The 23620-nt window shown below is 42.4% G+C and carries 15 protein-coding genes; 10 read left to right on the forward strand and 5 right to left on the reverse strand.

Going from position 1 to position 23620, the window contains the following annotated elements:
* The first annotated feature begins 99 nt into the window (after window positions 1–99).
* From BTV98_RS13690 to BTV98_RS00475, 6 genes are all read left to right on the forward strand, one after another.
* Complete coding sequence (locus BTV98_RS13690; RefSeq protein ID WP_197409096.1) at window positions 100–2202, forward strand: methyl-accepting chemotaxis protein; 2103 nt, start codon at window positions 100–102, stop codon at window positions 2200–2202.
* Between the two features lie 10 nt (window positions 2203–2212).
* Window positions 2213–3298 (forward strand): protein-glutamate O-methyltransferase CheR, encoded by a 1086-nt coding sequence (locus tag BTV98_RS00455; RefSeq protein WP_082638064.1) that lies wholly within the window; start codon window positions 2213–2215, stop codon window positions 3296–3298.
* A gap of 18 nt (window positions 3299–3316) precedes the next feature.
* Complete coding sequence (locus BTV98_RS00460) at window positions 3317–10384, forward strand: Hpt domain-containing protein (RefSeq protein WP_058369472.1); 7068 nt, start codon at window positions 3317–3319, stop codon at window positions 10382–10384.
* 7 nt (window positions 10385–10391) lie between these two features.
* Window positions 10392–11393 carry a chemotaxis protein CheB gene (locus tag BTV98_RS00465; protein ID WP_058369479.1) on the forward strand — a complete coding sequence of 334 codons (1002 nt, stop codon included), beginning with the start codon at window positions 10392–10394 and terminating at the stop codon, window positions 11391–11393.
* Window positions 11390–11923 carry a hypothetical protein gene (locus tag BTV98_RS00470; protein WP_058369471.1) on the forward strand — a complete coding sequence of 178 codons (534 nt, stop codon included), beginning with the start codon at window positions 11390–11392 and terminating at the stop codon, window positions 11921–11923. The genes BTV98_RS00465 and BTV98_RS00470 overlap by 4 nt, the downstream gene beginning before the upstream one ends.
* Window positions 11924–12112: 189 nt before the next feature.
* Entirely contained in the window at window positions 12113–12640 is a 528-nt protein-coding gene (locus BTV98_RS00475) for a cytochrome b (RefSeq protein WP_058369470.1), read from the forward strand.
* A gap of 115 nt (window positions 12641–12755) precedes the next feature.
* Here the strand turns inward: BTV98_RS00475 and minE are convergent, their stop codons facing one another.
* The 5 genes from minE to BTV98_RS00500 all read right to left on the reverse strand — a co-directional run bounded on the left by minE (window position 12756) and on the right by BTV98_RS00500 (window position 17436).
* The gene (minE, locus tag BTV98_RS00480; RefSeq protein WP_058369467.1) at window positions 12756–13046 is read right to left on the reverse strand and encodes a cell division topological specificity factor MinE; all 291 of its coding nucleotides are present in this window, start codon (window positions 13044–13046) and stop codon (window positions 12756–12758) included.
* Window positions 13047–13048: 2 nt separating this feature from the next.
* Window positions 13049–13861, reverse strand: coding sequence for a septum site-determining protein MinD (gene minD / locus BTV98_RS00485; RefSeq protein WP_058369466.1), 813 nt, complete (start codon window positions 13859–13861; stop codon window positions 13049–13051).
* Between the two features lie 432 nt (window positions 13862–14293).
* Window positions 14294–15121, reverse strand: a complete 828-nt coding sequence (minC, locus tag BTV98_RS00490) for a septum site-determining protein MinC (protein ID WP_082638062.1) — start codon at window positions 15119–15121, stop codon at window positions 14294–14296.
* 218 nt (window positions 15122–15339) lie between these two features.
* Complete coding sequence (locus BTV98_RS00495) at window positions 15340–16428, reverse strand: hypothetical protein (RefSeq protein WP_058369468.1); 1089 nt, start codon at window positions 16426–16428, stop codon at window positions 15340–15342.
* Window positions 16429–16473: 45 nt separating this feature from the next.
* Window positions 16474–17436, reverse strand: coding sequence for an acyltransferase (locus BTV98_RS00500; RefSeq protein WP_058369465.1), 963 nt, complete (start codon window positions 17434–17436; stop codon window positions 16474–16476).
* A gap of 586 nt (window positions 17437–18022) precedes the next feature.
* Here BTV98_RS00500 and BTV98_RS00505 point away from each other — a divergent pair.
* From BTV98_RS00505 to BTV98_RS00520, 4 genes are all read left to right on the forward strand, one after another.
* A complete protein-coding gene (locus BTV98_RS00505) occupies window positions 18023–18691 on the forward strand; it encodes an OmpA family protein (RefSeq protein WP_075102713.1) in 669 nt (222 codons plus the stop codon).
* Between the two features lie 287 nt (window positions 18692–18978).
* Window positions 18979–20439 carry an imelysin family protein gene (locus BTV98_RS00510; protein WP_075102714.1) on the forward strand — a complete coding sequence of 487 codons (1461 nt, stop codon included), beginning with the start codon at window positions 18979–18981 and terminating at the stop codon, window positions 20437–20439.
* 272 nt (window positions 20440–20711) lie between these two features.
* Window positions 20712–22373, forward strand: coding sequence for a di-heme oxidoredictase family protein (locus tag BTV98_RS00515; protein WP_075102715.1), 1662 nt, complete (start codon window positions 20712–20714; stop codon window positions 22371–22373).
* Between the two features lie 95 nt (window positions 22374–22468).
* Window positions 22469–23617 carry an imelysin family protein gene (locus tag BTV98_RS00520; RefSeq protein WP_058369463.1) on the forward strand — a complete coding sequence of 383 codons (1149 nt, stop codon included), beginning with the start codon at window positions 22469–22471 and terminating at the stop codon, window positions 23615–23617.
* The last annotated feature ends 3 nt before the right edge of the window (window positions 23618–23620 follow it).

The raw sequence follows: 23620 nt of genomic DNA on the forward strand, positions 1-23620 counted from the left end.
AATTTTGCCAATGATAGATAGAAGCCTTCATTGGACGATGATCATTAACAACGTCAGTCATGATATGACTTAAACGACTGTTTGAAAGGAACGAGCGCAATGAGTGATGTTATAGAAAACCCTGCAACTGGTATCAATCAAAAGACATCAGGCCCTAATAACAATATATGGAAGATACTATTAGGGGTTTTCACTTTAGTAAGTGTGGCTTGTTTGATTTTGCTTATCAATACGCTATCAACGGTAAGCAACTACTTAAGTAACGTCAATCAGTTAGAGGTCAGTGCAGCTAACATTGTAAAAAACGTTAATGATGCCACTTTTTCGCGTGATGCTGATGTAAGCGCTAATGCTTATGATGCCTTACAAAACGATGTGCAACGTTATCAAGTAGCATTGATCTCAGCTCAACAAAACGCTACCGACAATAAGGCTGTTTTTGGTGAGCTTAAAAATGAATGGCAAGCCAATAAAGAAAAGATTGACTATGTACTAAGTCATCGTAACGATGTCAATGCGCTACAAGACATAAAAGATAATGTCGCTACGGCTACTAAACAGATGCAAAGTGATTATAGTCAAGTTATAGAGCAGGCAGTCGCAGCCAATATACCTGTTGCAGCTATTAGTGATATGCAGACTCAGACATTACGCGCTGAGCGTTTGCATACTGAAATGGATAAACTGACTCGTAGTATCGACGGTACACCAGCAGAATTTGCAAAACAAGCAGAGCTATTTGCTCAAACGCTAGAAGTACAGCAGCAGAATTATGGGACTTCATTACCAGCGTTACAGGATATATCCGAAACCTTCAATACAGCAGTTGCCCCTGTTGTACAGGAGCTTGCTTCATTAAATAGTCCCGCTATTGAGTCGCGTGAGAATGCACGTGCTTTAGGCGAGCTTGCTACTAATACTCAAGCACGATTGGCCAGTATTGACCGTGATATTTTGACACGTACTGGTGTGATGTGGCCTGCCATTATATTTTTACTAGGTTTGCTTGGCGTCATATACGCGCTTTCTCAACTATTAAAACAGCAAGGGGGCACTGAGCGAGTATTAATCGAAAAAGAAACCCTTCGTCGTCGCCAAGAAGCAGAAACCGAATCTGAGCGCGCACGTCAAATTCAAGAAGAAAATGAACGTAACCAGATGGCTATTCTACGTTTGCTTGATGAGCTAGGTGACTTAGCAGAAGGTGATTTGACTGTGAATGCCACAGTATCTGAAGACTTTACTGGTGCAATTGCTGACTCAGTAAACTTTGCCATTGACCAATTGCGTCAGCTGGTCTTGGTTATTAACAGCACTGCTGACAAAGTCTCTCAATCTTCTGAGCAGACCCAAATGAATGCTGTCGAACTTGCTGAAGCTTCTGAACATCAGGCGCAAGAGATTGCTAGTGTATCCGCTGCGATTAATGAGATGGCAATATCGATTGATCAAGTATCAACAAATGCGACCGAATCAGCGTCAGTTGCACAGCGCTCAGTTGCCATTGCCCATAATGGGGGCGATGTGGTACAGCGCTCTATCGAAGGCATGAACGTTATTCGAGATCAGATTCAAGAAACCTCAAAACGTATCAAACGTCTGGGTGAGTCATCGCAAGAGATTGGTGATATTGTAAGTCTTATCAATGATATTGCTGATCAGACCAACGTTTTGGCATTGAACGCCGCTATTCAGGCGTCAATGGCGGGTGATGCTGGCCGTGGTTTTGCGGTGGTTGCCGATGAAGTTCAGCGCTTAGCTGAGCGTTCTGCAAATGCAACTAAGCAGATTGAAACCTTGGTTAAGACCATTCAGGCAGATACTAGCGAAGCAGTTATGTCGATGGAAACAACGACTTCAGAAGTTGTACGCGGAGCACGTTTGGCAAAAGACGCTGGAGAAGCGCTAGAAGAAGTGCAAAGTGTTTCTAATACTTTGGCCGATTTGATTCAAAACATCTCAAACGCGGCGCAGCAACAGGCAGAATCCGCTGGTCATATTTCTAATGCGATGAATATTATTCAAGATATTACATCACAAACCTCATCAGGGACGATGGCAACGGCACGTTCAGTTGGTGAGCTGAGCGAAATGGCGGCGGCACTTCAAGAGTCAGTAACAGGCTTTAAGCTATCTGATGACAACGAGCAGTTGCACGATTATGAAGAAGACTTTCAAAATCATACTTCTGCCATGGCGTAGATAAAGATAAATGGCATTTAATACCTCTAACGTAGATACTGATCTACATAAAGCCAATGGCTTAAGATCCAGTAATTTTGAGCTCAGTCATTTGAAGCGCAACCACTCAAAAAAAAGCGAGTCGCCTCTTTTTCGCTTAAAAGATAGACCAATCGCAGTTGTTCAGTGGCAACGCTATATAGAACAAGAAATTGGTTTTGTCTTGCCAAAAGAGCAATCTCAATGGTTATTAAATGCGATTGAAACCACAGCTACTGAAAATAATTTGTCTGTAGCAGAGCTTTGGGATGCTGTACAAACAAATAGCAAATTGAACCAACAGTTACTTGATACTGTACTTATTCCTGAAAGTCGTTTTTTTCGTCATGAACCCTCAATAGAGTTTATAACATCGCTGGCAAAACAGTATTGTGCTCAGCTGACACAAAACACGATTGAAGACTATTCTAGTGATAGTGTTAAGAGTGGTGTCGATAGTAGTAGGGGAGTGTTTCGTATATGGAGTGTTGGCTGTGCTACAGGTCAAGAAGTATGGTCATTAGCTATGAGTCTAGCGGCTAAAAACATCTCAAACTATATGTTGTTAGGCTCAGATGTCAGCCGAAAAGCACTCACTAAAGCACGTAAAGGACAATACGATCAGCGTCAACGAAAGCTCATTCCGTCAACGTATCAGCATTTTACGCAATCATTAGCCGTCACTGATCAAAACGATATACAAGCGACACCTCAGTACCAAGCTTCCACCACAAGTCAAGCATTGCCTAAATTACATCTTGATAAACTGCTACCTAATGAGAGTTCAGCGTATTGGCGAGTAGTACCAGAGTTGCATGAACAAGTTAGCTTTATCTGGCACAATATTTTTACTCAAGGTTTAGCGACCTTGCATCTGCAGCAAGTGATTGTATGTCAAAACGTATTAATATATTTTCGACAGTTTGATCAACGCGATATTTTGACACGACTGTCTGCACAGTGTGCGCTAGGCGGTTATATCATATTGGCTCCAGGAGAGGCGCTGTTTTGGCGACCTTCAAATATGCGCCGCATTGCCCATCCACAGGTTAATGCATGGCAAAAAATTAGTGCATAAACGAGTTAGGATAATCCTATGAAAAACCAGCCAAATGAAATGGTGACGCTAGAATGGCTTCTCCCACTTTTTGATCAACAGTTGTCACTAGTGGCTGAAGACTGGCAGTTAGATACTTATCCTGATTTTAAGCGTATAGGAAGACATTACCACGAGATTAGTGGTGCCTTGATAATGGCTAATTTGCCTCAATTGGCTACTTTGGCTGCAAGACTTAGCTTGTTAGCCTATGGTACAAGCAGTGGAACGCTATTGAATGCTCAATACTTCCGAGTAGGGCAATTTGCTCATCAATTGTTGCAATATGAGCTGACTCAATATGTTCAGACAGGGAGTTATCGAAGTGCTCTTATTGATAGAACGATTAATAAACTTACGCATTTGTTACCAAAACAAAATATAGCAGCAGATAATAGTCTACCGCTAAACAGCATCTCAGCTGACGATAATCATCACTTTCTTACCCAAACGATAGAGGTAGCCGTACCTAACGTTACAACGTCAAGTAGCTCTTTTTTATCTTCCTTATTACCTGAACAATATAAACAGTTATTACTGGTATGGCGTCAACAAGTCCAGCAATTACTGGCCATTAATACCAATGATGCAACTGTCTTACTCAGTTTAAAAAAAGTTAGTCATTACTTATGGCAAGCTGTCAGCTTACAGCATACAAATAATGCTGATGCTCAACAACGTTTATGGTTTTTGACAGAGCTTTGGTTAAGTAACCTAGCGGACAATTCATTACCCTTGCCAGCTATTTATGCGCAGCTGTTGTCACAGTTAGACGAGGTCTTAGATAACCGATATCAGCAGGCTGTTGATGTAAGTAAGCAGTCAGATGTTACGTCAATCAGTAATACAGACTCTACTCTGACAACGTCTAAAACAAATGAAAATATAGAAATAGCTCATGAAGATATCGAAGGTTTAATAGCTGATATCTATATACAAATCAGCGGTCTTGAAGATATTAATGAGCAAACTCATGGTTTATTAAGTCATTTATCAAAATCTAGCGAATCTACATTACGTTTTTTACCACGCATATTGGTTGAGCTTGAGTCTATAATTTTGGGTCTCAATAACCCACATACAGTTATAGCTCCTTTGCAGCAACTTCAAAGACAACTTGAGTGTCGTGGTTGGTCTCGCTACGAGGCGCAAGTTAGACAAGCTTTGAGCGACATCAAAAATAATATGATGTCAGAGTCATCATTTGCAGAAGTAAGTGAGCAGATTGAATATCAGCTCCAAGAGTTACACAGTGCTATTTATAACACTGAACAATCTATTCATACCAAAATTGGCGATAAAGCGTCTTTTGTGACATTAGCTACTTCTGATAATACCGCTATCGAAGCGAACGCTGTAAAGTCTACCGCCTTCACTAATGACAATTTACGCCAGCTACGTATTGCAGTCGAAGACCTAAAGTATAACTTTAACGACTATGTATATCAGCAGCAAACCTATCTATTACCAACAGCCACCGCTTTTGCCAAGATTAGTGATGCTTTTAAAGAGATGGGTTTGACGTCGGTACAGACAGTTAGTGATAAGCTTGCAGAGGTATTTGCTAAATTAGAAACCCACAAAATAAAAAATATCAGCTGGAATCTGACACAATCTTTAGCGGAGAGCTTGACAGCGATTGAGCTATTACTAGATTATCTTGCCCAGCAAGTATTTGATCGTCCTTTATTGCAGCAAGCTAATGAGCATATAGAACAGGCACAAAGATTGGTAGATGCCTTAATAGCAGCGCCTGATACGGTAGTACCTGCTTTTACACCTAATGAGCCAATTTTATCCAATGTTGTCCGCTATGATGATAGTGGTGAGATTGAGCCTACTGATGAGGTGCTGAATAAAGACGTATCAGACGATGAGGCTGATGTCCAAGTAAGTGCTACAAAAGAGATGAATGCTATCAGTCGCGACAGTAAAGAGCTGCAAGCTGCACGTACGCAAGTAAAACCTGACAACTTTGATATGGATGAAGAGATTCGCGATATCTTCATTGAGGAAGCAGGAGACGTACTTACTGACTTAAAAGAGCTTTTACCTATCTGGCAACAAGATACCCAAGATTTGTCGCCATTGACCGAAGTGCGCCGCGGCTTTCATACGTTGAAAGGCTCAGGACGTATGGTAGGAGCTTTTACTGTTAGTGAGATGGCATGGGCGATTGAGAATTTGCTAAATCGAGTTTTAGATAAGACTATAGCAGTCACCGAAGACGTGGTTACGTTAGTGACTCAAACAACTGCGCATCTATCAGTGCTGGTCGCAGATTTTGCAGCATTACAAGAGCCTAGTACCGATCCTGTTATTACTATCGTGCAAAGTAGCAACCTACTAGCAGGAAAGTCATTATCTGCTGGTTTGGATATATCTGTAGAGTCAGGTTTATTAGCATCTGATCATCAAAAAAAGATTCAGTCAGCGTCAACCGACGAGCAAAACATGATAAACCCGTATAATACTGCATCGAACGAATTTATTTCTGAGCCTCAAGAAACTATATCAGATAGCGTTGTGCTATCAAACAATGCTCAAGCAAACGATGCTCAAACAAACAAACAAAGCATTCCTACCGTTCTTGAACCTTTTATACAACAAGCACAACAATTACCTATTGATGCTCAAGATAGTGATCCAGAAATTAAAGAGATTTTTATTGAAGAAGCAGAAGAGGTATTGGATGAAATTACACCAAAATACGAACAGTGGCGTCTAGTACCTTCTGACTTAACAGGTTTAAAAGAAGTACGTCGAGGTTTCCATACCTTGAAAGGCTCAGGACGTATGGTTGGCGCATACTATACCGGTGAGCTTGCTTGGTCTATCGAAGATATGCTTAATCGTATTTTGGACCATACTATTGCCGTGTCTACAGATATTATACAACTGGTGACTGATGTTTTAGCCACTTATCCAGACTTGATCAAAACGTTTGCTAACAATAATGAGCATCACAATGAGGACTACCCAGCGATAGTAATTCTGTGGGTAGCTTGTGCCAATGCATATAGTAAAAAGCATGGTGATAAATTTAGTTATGTAAACTTGCGCAAAGAGTGGTTCGTAGATAGCCAAAACGATACTAGCATAAATGACGATAAACTCGCTGATAGTAGTGATAAAAAGTATGGAGATGATGGTAACGACGACATACTAGAGACCATTCATTCTATAAATGAGATGATGGCAGAGGCACCAGTAGTAATAACCCCGCAAAGTGCTGAGGAACAAACTTTTTATAAAATATTCGTTGAAGAGGCTCGGTCATTATTACAGGACATCAATGATTTTGTCACAGCTCACGATGGTGAGGAACATATTGAAGTCACAGATGAAATCGTACGCGCCTTCCATACTTTGCGAGCGGCTTCTGGCTCTAGTGCACTTACTGCGATTAGTGAAATTAGTGCAAACATAGAGCATAGCTTAGAGCAGCTACAAAACTATGATACGCCAATGAGTGCCCATCACTTGCAAGCGTTAGCTCAATCAGTAAAATTAATTGAAGGATATCTGGACGCTTACCAGCAAAGTTTGGAGCAAGATCTTACTGATGAGCATCTGCAAAATAAAGAAGACCTAGTGTCTTTGCAAAAAATATTAGATGAATCTAATGCCACGCATACATTAATAGATAATAAATTAAGCGTGGCCAAGCTATTAGAGACAGACGTTGATACCTTACTAAATGCTGAGTGGGAGCTAGGTGAAGCATTAAATAATGGCAGTATTGAGCAAGTCCAAAGCTATGTTCAAAAGCAAATTGAACAAATCCGTCAGTTGACAAGTCAGACGAAAGAATCGCCAAAATTTACCTCGTTATTAGCAGCTTTAAACTCAGTGTATAGCTATCTTAATAATAATATTGAAGCAGCTTATAACGCTAAAATACAGACAATATTATTTGCAGGTCATCGCCAGTTAATAGGCTTGTTCGACGCTTTAGCAGGTAGTATGTCCCTAAAAGTTGATCAGCAAGTACTCCAGGACTTACATGCGATTGGTACAGTAGATGATGAAGTTAGCTCAAACGTTTCAAATGATCGTTTGATAGGTCATCAAGAAACACAAGAAACAGAGATTGATGAGTCAACGACGGTAAAAAGCATACAGGCCGATACCTTACAACTTGAAGCAATCGATACCGATATTGAGTTGTTGGAGATATTTTTAGAAGAAGCACAAGAGCTTGATAGTGCCATCGCTCAGTCCTTTAGCAAATGGCGCGCTGATAGTGGCAACATGGCGGCGTTAAAAGTATTACAGCGTCATCTGCACACCATCAAGGGTGGTGCACGCATGGCAGGTATCCGTAGTATTGGTGACCTGACGCACGAGGCGGAAAGTATTTATGAAGCGTTTATTGAACAACGTTTGCACCCAACTGCACAATGGCTAACCATCATGCAAATGGTACAAGATACTCTGTCTTTACAGATTGATTATGTTGTGCGCTATCAAGAGGCATTCTTTGCTAATGATCTTATTGAACAGTTACAAGGGTTTGAACGTAGCGATCAACTACCAAAAGCCATTACTTTGGTTTTACCAGCGCTCCAAAACCATAATAATAATGACTTAAATGAAACGGAAGACATTCCTCAAGAGAGCGAGCAAGCTTCTGATACTGTCAGTTTGGATAGCATCATTGCTGAGTCTTGGACAGATGGTCTGCCAGATCCTGATATTTTAGAAGTCTTTTTAGAAGAGGCAGATGAGATAGTTGTTAGTAGTAACAAGTATTTGCAGCTGTTTTTAGGCAACGTCAGTGACGTGGCAGCATTGCAAGCTTTGCAACGAGATTTACATACCATTAAAGGTGGCGCACGCATGGTGGCGGCAAATGGTATCGCTGATCTTGCGCATGAGATGGAAACAGTATACGAAGAGTTGGCTATCTTAAGAAAGCCTGCGACCAAAATGATTTCACAACTATTGACCGACTGTCATGATTGGTTGGCTGACGCAGTGTTTATCTTAAAGCAACAGGTCAATCCGCCAACACCTAACGAATTAATCTTGGCACTAAAGCAGTTCAGCAAAAATCCTGATGACTTAAAACATATTCCTAATGAGACCCTACAATCTCAGCGTAGTATGATTTTAGCAGCCAAAATGCTACAACAGTCAGGTCGTGTAGTCGAAAACTTAAAAGAGATGCCATCTATGGCGGGTAGCTTTGCAGAACAAGAGCAAAGCACGGGTAGCAACGAGATGATTCGTATCTCAGGTGGTTTGATTGAACATATGATTAACCTATCGGGTGAGTCAGCAATCAACCGTGCACGTATTGATATGGGTATAAGTAGCTTAACCAATAGTATTGAGGAGATGGGCACTACCGTCCAACGCTTGGCAGATCAGTTACGTCGGATGGAGATTGAGCTTGAAGCGCAAATCTTGTCGCAGATTGACGATGATGAACTGGTGAACAATGAAGACTTTGACCCATTAGAGATGGATCAGTACTCTTCATTAAACCAGCTATCTAAGTCGCTCACAGAATCAGCTTCTGATTTGATTGAAATTAACAGTACTATGCTAGAGAAGACACGTGATAGTGAGGGTTTACTGTTGCAACTATCGCGTACCCAAACTGAATTGCAAGATGGGTTAATGAATTCTCGCATGGTGCCATTTACACGTGTAACACCGCGCCTTGAACGTATTGTGCGTCAAACTGCTAATGAGCTTAACAAGTCGGTAGAGTTGACAGTCATCAATGCTGATGACGAAATGGACAGAACCATTCTAGAGCGCATCACCTCTCCACTAGAGCATATGTTGCGTAATGCAGTCGATCATGGTATTGAAAATGTTCAAACTCGTCTAACAGCTGGTAAAAGCCGTAGCGGTCATATCACTTTAGAAGTCCTACGTGAAGGTAGTGAGGTTGTCATTAATCTGAGTGATGACGGTCGCGGTATCAATGTTGAGGCAGTTCGAAACAAAGCAATTGCTCAAGGTCTAATTGATGCAAATGATAACAGTCTGACTGATCTAGATATTATTCAGTATATCTTTAATGCTGGTCTGACGACTAGCCAGCAAGTCACCCAAATCTCGGGGCGCGGTGTAGGGATGGATGTGGTCATCAGTGAGATTCGTCAGTTAGGCGGTATGGTAACCGTCACATCTGAAGAAGGTAGAGGGTCACGATTCATCATACGTTTGCCACTGACAGTAGCTGTATCTGATGCTTTGGTAGTACGTGCAGCAGATCGTTACTATGCCATACCTCTGGTACAGATTGAGCGAGTAATACGAGTGAATCCAGAAAATCTATACGATTATTATGCGTCTGGTGATACTACTTTACACATCGAAGATGAGGATTACCGAGTCCGTTATCTAAATGAAATCTTATCTGGTAGTAAGCTTAATGAGTTGATGGTCAGTACCAATACCAGCTTACCGCTTATCGTGATTAAAAACCGTACTGGTCAAAAAATGGCGCTGCAAGTTGATCAAATTGCAGGCTCTCGTATCGAAGTTGTGTTAAAGCCACTTGGCCGTCAGTTGTCGCATCTGGCAGGTATTTCGGCTGCAACTATTATGGGTGATGGGTCAGTTATGTTGATCTTAGACCTTATTGCGCTAATGCGTAATGCATCGACGCAAAATACGATTCAAGCGCCGAAGCTTGAACGCAGCGGTGTGGACACACCAGTTACGGTACTTGTGGTTGATGACTCTGTGACGGTTCGAAAAGTCACGTCACGTTTACTTGAGCGTCAAGGCATCAATGTGGCTCTTGCAAAAGATGGCGTTGATGCGATTGAAATCTTACAAGAGACCATACCGGATTTAATCTTATTAGATATCGAAATGCCACGTATGGACGGTTTTGAAGTAGCGACACAGGTAAGGTTCGATAAACGTTTGCGCGATATTCCAATCATTATGATAACTTCGCGTACTGGTGAAAAGCATCGCGAACGCGCTTTAGATATTGGGGTAAACGATTATATGGGTAAACCATTCCAAGAGACTGAACTACTAAATAGAATGCAAATATTACTTGGTCAAAAGATAAGCTTAAGTCATGATGGATAAAACCTATATGTCTAATATTATTGATAAAGATAATAAAGACATCAAAGTAATAGTGGTTGCAGAGCATCAACATCAGCGCTTGGCTTTTACTGATACCGTACGTAGTTTAGGCTTTACCTTAATCGATTGCTTATCACGGCAACAGTTGCAAGATAAGAGTAAATTACATAGCGTTCAAATCGATATTTGGTTGATTGATGGCGATTATGATAATGACATAGCCAGTTTTATTACGGCATCTCAATCTATTACAGTTCTTGTAGGGTTTAGCCCAGCACCATACCTAAATGAGATGCAGCATTATGCAAAATGGCAGCGCAAATTGAAACGTAAATTGGCTAAGTTATTGAACAAACCAGCATTGTTAGATAGTCCATTGATTGATAATAATCCTGCGCCTTGGCGTTATGTGGTGTTTTTAGGAGCGTCTATGGGTGGCCCCCATGCAGTCAAGACATTCTTGGATAACTTATCGCCCACGCTACCTATTTGCATTTTACTTGCGCACCATTTTAATCAAAATATGATAGAGACACTGCCTCGAATATTAAATCGTCACAACAACTGGCGCTGTCAAGTGATTACGACGACTCAGCGCCTGCGTACAGGACATTGTCTGATTGCACCCATCGATCGACAGATTGTATGTGACTCAGATGGTCGAGTCATATTAACGGAGCAAACATGGTCAGGAGAATATAAGCCTGGTATTGGTCAATTGCTTCAAAATACCAGTGACGTTTATGGTAGTGATCTTGTGAGCATTATATTTTCTGGTATGGGCAAGGATGGTTCCCAATATTTAGATTTAATTCAAGGTAACAATAGCCAGCTATGGGCACAAAATCCAAGTACAAGCGTTTGTCCTAGTCAACCACAAGCCATTATTGATTCTGGTCACTGTCAATTTATTGGTAGTCCTGAACTACTTGCCCAAAAACTTACCAATTATATTAGCGAGATGACAGCGAGTATTATTTCACCTTCATTTACAGTGAGCGATGTATGAGCCAGATTATAAAACATTCATTTGAAGCTGTCAGTCTATTGACGACTGATAATGGTATGCTTGAAGTTACTATCATTCCTGCTGCAAACCAGCCGGACTGGATCATTCCAAGCAGTTTAATTTTAAGTGTTGATGACTCCAATGAGCGCGTATGGACATACCAATGGGAACAAAAAGAAGTCGCAGTATTTCATTTGCTACCACACGAACAGCCTATTAATAAAACCATTGTGTTAGAAGGCAATACCAATGCTCATCGATTTGCACTACAAACAGCAGGAAACTTACATCACATGAAAGTCAGTATTTCAGAAGTCAAAGATGCTGAGTTACCTGAACATTATCTACAAGTCTCTATAGACAATAATAACGCTACCAGTAATGAGCAAGAGGAGAGGGCAGTAAGTAGCCAATTTAAAGAAAATATTATTACCTCTTATATGTTTCTGACAGTTACTATCAATGACACGACTTATTTGATACCAGATTTGGATAAAATCGCTCACCAACTGATCGATTTAAATGATTAACAAGTCTCTACTAGATTGGATGCGTTCAACTACATAAGATCGATAGATAAGACGTAACTTTTTTGAAAGCGTTAAACTGATTTGCACAAATGGTTGTGAAAAATATGTTTTAAAGGTATGGTTTGAGCTATTTAATAAAGTGATCTTAATAGGTCAGTAGTGTCAGAATCTAACGGCATGGAATGTTTTATGAATAGTAATAATTCAAACGTACAAAAGTGGTCAGCGAGTAGCCGCCTGTTCCATTGGGTTAGCGCAATTTTACTGGTAGTAACATGGGTCATGATGTTTCTACACAACAATTCCGATAGTAATATATATATTGGACTACATAAAGCTTTTGGAATTAGCTTATTGTTTTGGATGATTGCACGAGTGATCAACCGACTGTTTAACAAAGCACCACCACCAGTACCAATGCCAAAATGGCAATTATTGATGTCGCAATTGTCACACTTTGCGCTCTACGCACTGTTAATTGTGATGCCACTTGCAGGACTATTGATGACTGTCTACGGTGGTCGACCTGTTGATATTTTTGGCTTGTTCCAAATTCCGGTATTTGTCAGTCCAGACAGAGGGTTGGCGCGTTTTTATAATGATTTACATACTGATATTATATGGCCAATGATTATTGCGTTTACGTTAATTCATATTGGCGCTGCTTTGTATCATCATTTCATTAAAAAAGACAGACTTATTGCGCGTATGAAATAACGGTATATTAAGCTGTAACAAGTATTTAGACAAAAAGCCCTTAGCAAGATACTAAGGGCTTTTCTTTAGGTATAGATGGACTTAAGTTTTGAAGTAAACCAGTCATTTATCCAGTTTACTTTTTATGCTCAGGCAAGCTGATATTCATCTCAAGGACATCAAGCGTATCCTCAGAGCGATGATTGATATTGACATCATCAATTTGTACGCCATTAACGTACTTATTAACTACCTCTAATATTTCGCGCTTCATCTTTTCGATACGTTCAGTGGTCAAACGATTGTTTAACCGATTTTCACTTGCAACAATGACTTTGAGACGTTCGGTGGCCATGTTGGCGCTACCTGCATTGCTGTTGTCATCGGTACCAAACAGACTACTCCAAAATCCTTTCTTTTTACTCATTATTAACCCCCAAACCAGCGCTGTAATAGACTCTTTTTCTTCACGTCAAGATGACGTAATGGACGCTCTTCCCCTAAGAAACGGGCAACGATATCGTCATAGCACTGACCAGCGACCGAATCGGTATAGTGAATAACCGGCTCACCGTGGTTAGACGCTTCAAGCACTGAATGACTTTCAGGAATAACACCAAGTAGTGGTACTTTTAAAATATCATTAGAGATGGTATCAATGTCCATCATCTCATTGGCTGCCGCACGCTCAGCATTGTAGCGCGTGATAATCAAATGCTCGCGTATAGAACCTTGGTTTTCTTCTACCTTCTTAGTACGGCTTTGTAAAATACCAATAATACGATCAGAATCACGTACTGAAGATATTTCAGGGTTGGTAACGATGATGGCTTCATCAGCATGATACATCGCTAGCTGCGCACCGCGCTCGATACCAGCTGGAGAGTCACAAATAATATAGTCAAACTGCTTAGATAACTCAGATATAACTTCAGTCACACCTTCATCCGTCAAAGCATCTTTATCACGTGTCTGACTGGCAGGCAAGATGTATAGATTCTCTAATTGTTTGTCTTTGACTAATGCTTGGGATAGACGAGCATTACCGTTAATTACGTCAACGAAGTCATATACGATGCGATTTTCACAGCCCATAATCAAATCTAGATTACGTAAACCCACATCAAAATCAATAACAACCGTCTTATAGCCACGCAATGCTAAACCTGCGGCAAAAGAAGCACTGGTCGTGGTTTTGCCCACGCCGCCTTTACCTGAAGTGATTACAACAATCTTCGCCACAATGGCACACTCCTATAATTCAATGGGATATTCGATAGTTAAAAATCGTTTAATAAACGTGAATATAATGTTGGTGCTCGCAGCACTGGGTAACCATGATTCAGTCTTTAATAATAATTATGTGTTGTTAAATCCAACAATCATAATACGACTACTATCTGCGAGCGTAAGCCTAGCATAAATCAACAAAAATTTATAGCTTGTCTATAAGAAAGGCTAAAAACATAGTAGGATAAACACTATTTTATATAATTATTTACTAATCTTGTAGATATTGGCTGACTTACAAATTTATAGTAGGACAGTTTTGTTAAATTACCTTACCTGAATATTAACAAAGTATTATATAGAAGTTTTTTAACCTTTACTAAAATAAAAAAACAGCCTTCACTATTAAACAGTTTGGCTGTTTTTATATAACGTAATTACATATTAAGTGCTTTCCATGACCGTAAATACCAATCCTTCACCTTCTACAAAACGTACTTGTACCGGCTTGTCGATAGTATTCTCAGGTAGGTTGTCACGCAGGCAGTAAGTGCCAGCGACAGAAACCAATGATGGATTAAATACCTGACAAAATATGCGCGCGTCTTTGTCGCCCGTTGCCCCCGCGACTAAGCGACCTTGAGCACGTCCATAGACATGTAAGCTATTATCTGTGATAGCTTCGGCGCCGCTATTGACACTATTGGTCAAAATTAAGTCACCACCGACATGATTGATACTTTGGCCTGAGCGTAACAGTTGGTCATAAATCATACTGGTAATGTGCTCGCTACTGAGCAAGGTCTCAGCCGAAATATCTGCAGTGCTGTTATCTTTGTTTTTGACCGTATCATCAACACTGTTGTCTTCTTGAACTTGTGCGTCTGCTGTTTTTTCAGCGCTGGTTTGACTCAACTGAGTGACTGACTTTTTACTAGAGACAATACGCTCTATGCGCTTACCATCCGCTGGAAATATCGCCAGTCTTTGGGCACGCGCTTGTGTATCAAGCAATCCTGTTACGACACCGATAGGCTGTAATCCCCATGACCATAAAAGCTCAATTAAAGCAGACAAATCTTGTTCAACGCTACTGTCAATGATGACAGGAATCTGACTGGTCTTGTTGCTTAGCATGTCTGATAAATGTGCTTCAATAGCGGGTAGGTCATCGGTACTCAGTTGCAGGCGTGAAAATGTCAGCATCTTTCCATAAAAAGTTATCGCAGGTTGAGATGTCATGTCATGCTGGCCTGTATCCGAAATCGTCATAATACAAATCCTTAAAAGATACTAATAACCCTGCGATCACGGCGCAGTTGTTACTATAAATAGATCGTTAGATTGTGCGCTATCAATGAGCAGTGTACTAAGGGATAATAGTGATTAACAAGTCCTTAATAGTACTAAAATTGACATAAAAAGTTACATAAAAATAGAAATATGGTAGGTATAAAGGTCTGCTTATAACAGTACCTACTGCATAAATATTACAAGTTGAGCATATCTTGGTGCTTCCACTGCTGGATTTTGATTTGGGCTTCAAATTCGTTCAAGCTATCATTGATAATACTAGCAAGCAATGCTTCAAGTGCTGAATTATTGATATCGATATTTACAATACTATGGGCAATGTTCACCATTAATGCATCGATATGCTCAGCTTTTAACAACCGCTCGTTGAGAGAGTAGACGACATTTTCTCCAATATTATGCCCAATATGCTGGAGTTGTGACTCGATTAGGCTACCTGCAATCGGAATCAAACGCAGGTAACGTCGCAGCTCAGGAGTGTTAGCAAGTCCATCTTGAATGGCATTGCCCACCTCATTCGCTATAAGCTGGCCGCCCTGTGATTTATCGGTAAGCTTTTGAAGCGTTGGCACAAGCTCTTGACGTAATAACGATAACAACATCGCTTCAATTTGGTCACGATTGCGCTCAATGGTCGATTTGATAAGCGACTTATGGACATCGGAGTCAGTAAGCTGCTGCCGAAAGTTATAGATAGTCGTCAAAATAACGCGATCAGATAACTCTTCTAGTAATACATCAATATAAAACTTGATGCGATTGATCCATGGCTGCGGTAGTACCTGATAACCAAGTTGATGTAGGCGTCGACCAATAATCACAGCTCGAAACAAACGCAATGCCCGTAGCTGCGGAAAGCAGCCGAGTACTTCATACCAATGGACAAATGGAAAGAAAAACCAGCGATAATAAACCTTATCCTTAATGGCGATTGCCCAACGTACCAGCAGCTCAACAATCAAAAATATGGTAAAAAATCCGCCTACGGTACGTAGCGGATCGTGCAAGCTCATCTGATACCAGCTAAGTCGATCACTAATTGCCAACCATTCTGCCACATGGCTACTAAAGTTACTCATCAAAATTGCATCGATACTAATAAACAGTAGGTCGATACTGATAGCGATGAGGATCACAATATCATAAGCCAGCTTTAACCGGTTCGGCTGTGGACGCCGAGGAGGCTTTGGTTCTGACAACGAGGTTTTTAGCTGATTGGGCAGCGGTTTTGTATCTGTAACAGAGCTAGTAGTAGAGGCGGACACAATCATACCTTATATCATCGGGGGTTATGTTAGAGCGGTTTAGTCTTAAGCGTTTTTGGATTCAATATTGGTATCAAATTGAGCAAGCATCTTATCAATGCGTGCGTCTTTTTGTTGCCATACGTTTCCAACCCAATCAAACATCTGAGCCTTAACTGATTCATCTTTTTCATAACCGCCCTCTTGAACAGCAGTGAACAGCGTATCAGGCATTTCAATATAGCGTACATCGACCCCCAAGCGCTTGATATTACCTTTCCACAAATCGCTGTAGGTAGGGACGCCATCAGGATACACGATAGTCATATCTAAAATACCATCGATATCTTCACCCAAGGCATTAATAGCAAGTGCCAGACCACCTGCACGAGGCTTGAGTAAATGACTATAAGGCGATTGCTGCTTAGCGTGTTTGGCTTTAGTAAAGCGCGTACCCTCTAAGTAATTCAATAGGGTAAAGGGTTTACCTTTTAATAACGCACAAGCACGCTTGGCTTCTTCAATGTCTTTACCTTGCAAAGCTGGGTTTTTTGCCACTGCTTCCTTTGAATGCCGGCGCATCATAGGAAAGTCTAAAAAGTAAAAGGCTTGTCCAATAACGGGAATATAAATCAGCTCAAACTTAGTAAAGAAACGCGTTAGTGGTAGGCGTTTTTCACTAACATACTGTACGATACTGGTATCGACCCAGGATTGATGATTACTAATCAGCAAGTATTTACCATCTGGATGCACATCATCAGGTAAGTTAATACGCCAATCTTTATTGGGTAAAATATTATCAATCAAAGCATTATTGCTATTTATCCAATAATTGGTCACTTTAATGACAGTATCATCAGCAATTTTCGAGCCAGTAATTGTTTTGGCAGCACCCATAAACCATATAGGTAGGCTAGCACCGATACTATTACCAGTGATAACACCGGTTGCTGTTGCTAAAGAGAGGGCTTTGCCAAGCTTAGGTGCACGATCATGCAGTTTTTGAATAGTGGAAGTCAGTCGCACGATAAGTCCTTTTTTATTTATCATATTAATCGCTGTTAATATTTTATCTGTATAAAAGAGATTGCCATACTAAACAGGCACGAGTTTAGCAGAAAGCAAGAATAGTGTACGAGTGTTTACATGACCCATGGTAGCAAATACTACAAATATTTTTTGTACGATTACTTCGTAACTACTGGCTAAAATCGAGAATTTGCATAAATAGTTATATTCGAGATATTCTAAAAAAACCATACAATACTGATATTTTTATAATATCTACTATATTCATATAACTGCATCTATAACACTGTGTGTAAGGTCTCATGCACTTTTTATACATAGATGTGACAAAATATTACACATAGATAGAACTTGCTTGCGATAATAACGACAAAGGTGAATAACACCTAACGAGCTATTTAATGTTTGGTATCTTATGAATTCGTATTGTTATCATATATAACTGCTTTTGATTTTTTAAAGACGTTATAATATTTAACTGTAGTGAATTTTGATAGGTATCATATTACTGGCTTGTTTTTAGAGGAAAAATTCTAGAATATAACAGAGCACAATTAATAAATTCAACTTAAGAGGAAGTATTATGCGTAATAAATTAATGGTTGCAGCAGTAGCATCAGGTCTAGCATCAGGTCTAGCATTGAGTGGTTGTACCACTGATCCAAACACAGGACAACAGCGTTTAAATAAAACAGCTTTGGGTACCTTAGTTGGTGCAGCAGGTGGTGCAACTATCTCAAAAGCTACTGGTGGTGATAAGACTGGTCGTGATGCCGCTATCGGAGCAGCGCTAGGTGCTGGCGTTGGTTATTATATGGAACGTCAAGCCAAGCAGCTTGAGCAACAGATGGCTGGTACGGGCGTAACAGTTGAGCAGAACCCAACTACAGGTAACATTGACTTGGTTATGCCAGGTAATATTACTTTCTCATTTGATGATGCAACATTGAGCTCATCTTTCAAGCCAACACTTGATAAGCTGGCCTCTACCATGAACCAGTACAACAAGACCACGGTAAATATCGCAGGTCATACAGACAGCCGCGGTTCAGCCTCTTATAACATGGGTCTATCACGTGACCGCGCTTATTCAGTAGCCAACTACCTAACAGCACACGGTGTTTCTTCAAACCGTATCAACGTAGTTGCGTATGGTGAATCACGTCCTGTCGCCGATAACAGCACTGATTATGGTCGTCAGCAAAATCGCCGCGTAGAGTTGACCATCAACTCGCCACAGAGCGTTAACTAATTTATCGTTTTATCGATAAGTAGATCAATTACAAAAAAGCCAGCAATCCGCTGGCTTTTTTGTTTTTATTACACGGCTATAGCTACTACGAACAATGTAGGCATAAAATTAAATATTGATAATGATTATCAATAACCCTATAATTCATAGAGGTTTTAGACAAGTGCCGTAACATAAGCGCAATAACTGATACTGACTTTATCTACATTATGATATATAGATAAAGTCAGTACGCGCTGTGGCACTGACGATGATTTTTTCTTTTGTAATATCTTTTGAGGATGTGTATGACGATTACCACAGGAACGAGCCGTAAGATTTTCCCCACCGCTTTGGCTGCTGCACTGGCAGGGTTATTAATGGTGTCGGGTTGCACCAAACAAACCGACGAAAATGCTGAGACAAGGGCAGAGAGTCAAACAGAAGTGCAAAGCACAGAGTCAACGGACAGTGGTATGCTCTCGGCGACCGATCAGGCACATACTGACAGACTGGTAATCAGCTATGCCAATATGGCTCATGCCGCCTACAAAGATTCACTTGAAACGGCTAAAGCGCTACAAAAAGCGGTAGAAACCTATGTAGAAACCCCCACTGAGGCCAACTTAGAGGCGGCAAAAGCAGCTTACAAAACGGCGCGCCAGCCTTACTCTCAGACAGAGGTTTTCCGTTTTGATGAAGGGTTTGTGACGGCCAATGATAAGCGCGCCATCGGTAGCGTCGATGGCTGGGAAGGTCAGGTCAATGCGTGGCCACTCGATGAAGCTTTGATCGACTATGTCAACGATAGCTACGAAGGCGAGTACAACAGCCAAGACAATATCATCAATAGCGACAGCATCACGGTCGGTAGTATCAAACAAGACACCAGCAAGATCACACCTGAGCTACTGGCAGATATGAATGAGATTGGCGGTAGTGAAGCCAATGTCACCACAGGCTATCATGCGATTGAGTTTATGCTATGGGGCCAAGACACCAATGGTGTCAGCGCAGGGGCAGGCGAACGCCCTGTGACCGACTATGTCACCGAAGCTGGACAATGTACCAGTGGCGATACGGTCAATGAAGACGCTAGTATCTGTGAGCGTCGCGGCGAGTTCTTAAAAGCGGCAGCGCAGTTGCTGGTAAACGACCTCACAGCGATGGAAGCCGAGTGGCAGCCTGAGAGCGAAAACACTCTACGTAGCGATCTGATGGCGCGTAAATACGACAATGGCCTACGTCAAATCATGTATCAAATGGGCAGCTTGGCCTTAGGTGAACTGGCCTCTGAGCGCATGCAGGTCGCGTTTGTGACAGGCTCTACTGAAGATGAGCACGAGTGCTTTAGTGATTTAACTCACCTAAGCTATGCCAATAACGCACGCGGCATCCAAAACGTCTTTAATGGCAGCTATAAGACTGTCGCTGGCAAGACCATCGGTGGCTACGGTGTCAAAAACTATCTGATCGATAGTGGTCATCAAGAAGCGGCTGATAAGCTGACTGCTGACTTTAAAAAGGTCGAAGACGCCTTTAATGTCATCGTAGAAAAAGGCGAAAAAGAAGGCATCAAGGTCGATCAGATGATTGCAACAGTTGGTCAAGCGAGCAAGCATGACATCTCAGCAGAAGAGCAAAACAAACGCCGCGGCTGGATCGAGGCGGGTATCACAAGTCTGCAAGCGCTGACAGATGGTATCGAAAATGCGGCAAAAGCGGTCGGTATCGATAACTTAGACGCGGACGCTGGCTCACAGTTTTAAGCGATTGACTTCTCTCACATAGAATAATTTAATGATGTCGATAATGTCTTACAAGTCATGAAAAGCTGATGAAAGATATGTTTGTAAAAGTGCAAGTTATATATAATACATGCGTTGTTAACGACAGTTAGCAACGTATTTTTACGTGCAATAAAATAGGTCAGTGCGTTAATTTATAGCGTTGATGTATTTTATACCGTTATATTGATAAGAAAAAATACTGTTATAGCTAGCCATTTTAATGGTTCTACTCTAGAACTAAGGCAACTCCTATGAGCTCCATTCATACCAAATCCTCTGCTTTTTCTGTCTCTTTTTTACCCACTCAACGCACCGCCCGCAAACTTGTGCTCACCGTCGCAGGTGCAATTGCCATCAGTGCTTGTCAGCCCACGGATAGCACGTCAGACAGCGCATCGACCAATAAAAACACCAATGACACTGCCGTTGCAAGTGGTGAAGGCGGGTCCGCTTTGACGCCCAAACGTACGCAAACCGTGGAAGCGCTGGCTGGCGTGCCGATGCAGCAGCTGGTGACATTTGACCCGCAAGAGATCAAACAAGGCGGCGACACGGGCATTAGCATCACAAGTAGCGAGAGTTACTCCAAACCCTCGTCCAATCTGTCCGCCTCGCGTAAGGGCAGTTTTTTTATTGGTAATGCGTTTTTTCGTCAGCCGTGGGTGGTCGCACCTGCCAGTACCGATAGCCGTGATGGTCTGGGGGCATTGTTTAACGTCGCGGCTTGTCAATCTTGTCATATCAAAGATGGCCGTGGCCACGCACCGATGAGTAGTGAGGACGATGCCGACAGCTTGCTGATTCGTTTGGCGATGCCAGCGACCACCGATGAGGAGCGAGCGCAGCTGCAAAACTCGCTGATCGAAAAAGTCGTGCATCCGATGTATGGCGGCCAGCTACAAGATCGCGGTATTCAGGGCGTACCTGCTGAAGCAAGAATCGCGGTACAGTGGACCGACAAGCCCGTCACTTTCGCTGATGGTCACGTCGAAACCCTGCGCGCGCCTACCTTTCATCTGACTAACCCAGGCTATGGCGCGTTTGATGACCAGATGATGGTATCGCCGCGCGTGGCCTTGCCGATGATTGGGCTTGGACTGTTGGAACAAATACCCGATGACGATATCAAAAAACAAGCCGTCGATAATGACAGCGCTGATATCAGTGGTAAGTTTAACTGGGTCATGGATCCACAGACGGGCAAAACCGCGTTGGGGCGCTTTGGCTGGAAAGCAGGACAAACCAAGCTTTTGACACAAAACCAAAGTGCCTTTAATGAAGACATGGGGCTGACCTCAAACATCCGTCCTCATGAGTCCTGCATGCCTGCGCAAACGGCGTGTGTCAATGCAACCACGGGCGCTGATGAGCAAGGCGGTGGTAAGCCACCTGTGGAGGTCAATGACGAGGTGGCCAAGTTTGTGGAGTTTTATACGCGCAATCTGGCCGTCCCGCATCGCCGTCATGCCGAGGATGAGCTGGTGCTCGCCGGCAAAAAACGCTTTTATGATATGGGCTGCCAAAGCTGTCATACCCCGCGCTATCAGTTGCCAAAAACCGACGATGACCATCTTGAGCAGCACGGACAAGTGATTTATCCTTATACTGATTTGCTGCTGCATGACATGGGCGACGAGCTTGCCGATCGGACGATTGCTGGTAAGCTGCCGCCCAAAGACGCACAAGTAGAGTTTTTGGCCAACTCTTATGAGTGGCGAACGCCGGCTTTATGGGGTATTGGTCTTGCCCAAACGGTCGATCCGCAAGCGACGTTTTTGCATGATGGGCGTGCTCGCACCTTGATGGAAGCAGTACTATGGCACGGCGGCGAGGCCGAAAAACAAAAACAAAACGTATTTCAGTTAGACAAGCAAGGGCGGGCTGAATTGACAGCGTTCTTGCAGTCGCTATGAATTGCGTGACAAAAGGCTTGTGGGCAAAGGGTGCGCTCTTAGCAAATGACCAATAAACGATTGATAAAATCACTCATATAAATACCGAGAAACCTATGAAAATAAACCCTGCTGTAGCAATGGCACTGTCTGCTTTGAGCGCGGGCCTGCTGATCAGCTGTGTCAAACCTGCAGATGAAAACAAAGCGCCAGACTCTGAGGGTCAAGAAGTCGCGCAAGATAGCGCCGCTACGCCTTCTGTAGATGACAAAAATAACAGGACAGAGCGTATCGCCGCTGTCGATATCAGCGCTGAGACAGAAAAGACCTATCTGACCCATGTGGCAGATGATCTCGTCATTCCCGCCTATGCTGATACGGCGCGTCAAAGTGAGCTGCTACATGAGCTGGCACAAAAGCACTGTCAGTCAGGCGCAGTCAGCGGTGATGAGCTGCAAACGCTGCGGGATCAGTGGCTGGTGCTGGCACAAGCGTGGGCGCGCGCTGAGATGATCAACTTTGGGCCTGCCACCGCTAGCATGAGCAACCTATATATCAACTACTATCCTGATGAGCGCGGGCTGGTGCATAGCGGTGTGGCTGATTTGATCGCAGCCAATCCAAAGCTCACCGCAGCGCAGCTCGCTGATGAGAGTGCTATCGTACAAGGGGTGCCAGGACTAGAAGAAGCCCTGTACGCCAATGATAGCTTGGATGCGGGGCAGTGTGCTTATGTGATAAGCGCCAGTGATGCCTTGAGTACGCGCCTACAACACATCGAAAAAGACTGGCAAAAAAACGCGACAACGCTGTTGGCGATTGATAAAACAGCTGATAGCGATCAGGGCTTAAACCAATGGTTCAATTCGTTATTGTCGTTGGTTGAGACCATGAAATCTAACGCCATTGACCAGCCTTTGGGCCTGATAGGCAAAGCCAAAGGTCATGTGCCAGCCGCCACCGCTGGCCAAAGCCGCGCCATTATCAATGCCAAATTAGCCACGTTAAATGAGGCGCTGACTGATCCTGTCCTGACTGCTATCCTTGGTAGCAATAATGAAAACAACGTCGCTGATACGCTATCGACTGCCTTAGCAGATGCCACCACGCTATTGGCGCAGATGCCAGAGGATATCGCCACGGCTGATAAAGCAACGCAGCAAGAATTGTATGACCATCTGACCACCATTACCCGTCTTATCAAGCGCCAGCTGATACCGGCACTCGGTATCCGTGTGGGCTTTAATAGTACCGATGGCGATTAAATA

The organism is Psychrobacter sp. Cmf 22.2, from assembly GCF_001921745.1.
In the GTDB taxonomy this organism is placed as follows: Bacteria; Pseudomonadota; Gammaproteobacteria; order Pseudomonadales; family Moraxellaceae; genus Psychrobacter.